The organism is Streptomyces boluensis (assembly GCF_009908195.1).
Taxonomy (GTDB): domain Bacteria; phylum Actinomycetota; class Actinomycetes; order Streptomycetales; family Streptomycetaceae; genus Streptomyces; species Streptomyces boluensis.
In genome coordinates, this window is sequence record NZ_JAAAHS010000608.1 from 1 (window position 1) to 2,743 (window position 2,743).

A 2,743-nucleotide genomic window follows, 5' to 3' on the forward strand; every position below is an offset into this window, starting at 1 on the left:
GGCAGCGTCGGATGTGTATAAGAGACGGGGGGAGGACTTTCGGGAAGGGGCGGGGTGGGGAAGAACTAGGCGGCCTGACGGAACCTCGTCGTCCGGTGGACCGGATCCGTATCGATCCGGGGAATCACGTGCTCCCCGACCAACCGAATCGTCCGCAACGTCTCCTCCTTGGAGATCCCGATCGGCAACCCGAACGACAACTGATCCGCCCCCGCCCGCTCCCACCGCCGACACTGCGCAAGCACCTCATCCGGATCACCGCAGATCAACAGCTCCTCGGCGATGAGGAGTTCGATGATCTCCTCGTTGAACTCGGGCAGCGTCTCGGGCCACACCGGAAAGCCCTCCGGCCGCGGAAACGTGTCGTGGTAGCGGAAGACGAGCGACTGCAGATAGTTCAGCCCACCGCGAGCCGCGATCCGCACCGCCTCCGCGTGCGTGGGCGCGCAGATGGCCGTGGACGTCACCATCACGTTGTCGTTGACGTAGTCACCGATCGGCTCGGCGTCCTTGATGGCGCCCTTGTACTGCTCGAGGACCCACTCCATGTCGGAGACCTTCTGCACGCTGAAGCCGAGCACCCCAAGACCCTTCTTCGCGGCCATCGCGTACGAGGGCGGCGAGCCGGCGGCGTACCACATCGCGGGGTGGGACTTGCCGTACGGCTTCGGGAGGATCTTGCGCGGCGGCAGCGACCAGTGCTTCCCCTGGAACCCCGGGTACTCGTCCTGGAGCCACATCTTGGGGAACTCCGCGATGGTCTCTTCCCAGATCTCCTTGGTGAAGTTCATGTCGGTCACCCCGGGGATGAACCCGAGGATCTCGTGCGAGCCGGCCCCCCGCCCCGACCCGAACTCATGCCGCCCCTCGGAAAGATGGTCGAGCATGGCCACCTTCTCGGCGACCTTCACGGGGTGGTTGACCTGGGCGAGAGGGTTGAAGATGCCGGACCCGAGGTGGATCCGCTCGGTGGCGTGCGCGAGGTAGCCGAGGAAGACGTCGTTGGCGGAGAGGTGCGAGTACTCCTCCAGGAAGTGATGCTCGGACGCCCAGGCGTACTTGAAGCCGGACTTGTCCGCCTGGATGACGTACTCGGTCTCCTCCATCAGCGCCTTGTGCTCCGCGAGCGGATCCGTCCCGGCCCGCTTGCCCACGTACCCCTGTACGAACAGCCCGAATTCCAAGGAGACTCACCACCATTTCTGACGCACCGTCAGTTCCTGCTGAACCCGACTGTTCCACCACCCACAGACACCGTCAATACCTGACGCTCCATCAGGACTTGGTGGGCGGCGGCTCAGAAGATGCTGACCCCCGCCAGCCAGCCGCCGTCGATGACGAAGGGCTGCCCGGTGATGTACGAGGAGTCCTCGCTGGACAGGAAGAGGGCCAGGTCGGCCACCTCCTTGGGCCGGCCGACCCGGCCGAGCGGCACCAGCTTCCGGTACAGCTCGTCGAGCGCCGCCGTGGTCTCCGTCGGGTCCGCGGTCGGGTCGAGCTGCGACGGGTTGGACATCGCGGTGTCGATCGCGCCGGGGCAGACCGCGTTGACCCGGATCTTGTTGTGCGCGAGCTCCATCGCGGCGACCCGGGTGAGCCCGAGGATCGCGTGCTTGGTCGCGGCGTACGTGCCGACCGCGGCCATGCCGGTGAGCGCGGTGTACGAGGCGGTATTCACGATCGTGCCGCCGCCCGCTTCCCCGATGGCGGGCGCGACGGCCCGTATCCCGAGGAAACAGCCCACCTGGTTGACCTGCACGACCTGCATGAACTCGTCGAGGGGTGTGTCCACGAGGGAGTTGAAGCGGAGGATGCCCGCATTGTTGACCAGGCCGTCGACCTTGCCGAAGGCGTCCTTCGCGGCGGCCACCGCGGCCGTCCAGTCGTCCTCGCTGCTCACATCGAGATGGACGTACCGGGCGCGGTCCTCGCCGAGCTCCTTGGCCACGGCCTCGCCCTGCTCGTCCAGCACGTCCGCGAGCACGACCCGCGCGCCCTCCGCCGCGAAGAGTCGCGCCTCCTGCTCGCCCTGGCCGCGCGCGGCCCCGGTGACGATGACGACACGGCCGTCCAGCTTGCCCATGGGTGCTCCTTGATTGTCTCGGGGTGTCCCGGTCGGTGGATCGGGGCGTCTCAGTCCTTTGAGGTGTCTCAGTCGTTCAGGTACGGGGCCACCTCCGCGCCGAACGCGGCCATCTGGTCGGAGAGTTCGGTACGGGAGCGGCTGCGGAAGCGGACCTGGATCTGCTGCACGCCCATCGCCCGGTACGCGCGCAGCGACTCGGCCAGCGCGTCCGCCTTGCCGGAGAGGGTGCGCCGACCCACGTCCCAGTCGGGCTCCCCCACGTACAGCGGCTCCGCGATCGTGCCGACGGTGAGGGGTTCCTCGATACCGGCGGCCTCGCGGAGTTCCTTGATCCGGGCGATCTTCTCGGGCAGTTCGGAGCGCCGGTCGCCCTGCGGCAGCCAGCCGTCGCCGCGGGTCGCGGCCCGGCGTACGGCGGGCACGGAGGAGCCGCCCACCCAGATCGGCACCCGCGACTGCGCGGGCCGCGGCCGCTGCCCGAGTCCGCTGAACTCGTAGCGCTCGCCGCGGTGTTCGGGGTACTCCTCGGGCCCGAGCGCGGCCCGCAGCGCGTCGACGGTCTCGTCGAGCACGCCCCCGCGCCCCTCGAAGTCCGCCCCGAGCGCCTCGAACTCCTCCCGCACATGCCCGGCCCCGACCGCGGGGAGCAGGCTGCCC

At 68.7% G+C, this 2,743-nt stretch carries 3 protein-coding genes; all 3 read right to left on the minus strand.

Going from position 1 to position 2,743, the window contains the following annotated elements; translation table 11 throughout:
* Nucleotides 1–65: 65 nt before the first annotated feature.
* Nucleotides 66–1,184, minus strand: a complete 1,119-nt coding sequence (locus tag GUY60_RS36525) for an LLM class flavin-dependent oxidoreductase (RefSeq protein ID WP_161705802.1) — start codon at nt 1,182–1,184, stop codon at nt 66–68.
* A 113-nt stretch (nt 1,185–1,297) separates the two neighbouring features.
* Entirely contained in the window at nt 1,298–2,083 is a 786-nt protein-coding gene (locus GUY60_RS36530) for an SDR family NAD(P)-dependent oxidoreductase (protein ID WP_161705803.1), read from the minus strand.
* A 68-nt stretch (nt 2,084–2,151) separates the two neighbouring features.
* The coding region (locus tag GUY60_RS36535; RefSeq protein ID WP_161705804.1) for an LLM class flavin-dependent oxidoreductase at nt 2,152–2,743 on the minus strand (592 nt) is incomplete at its 5' end.

Coding starts and splice junctions, on each gene's coding strand:
- GUY60_RS36530 (WP_161705803.1), bottom strand. CDS start 2,083: ATGGGCAAGCTGGACGGCCGTGTCGTCATCGTCACCGGGGCCGCGCGC.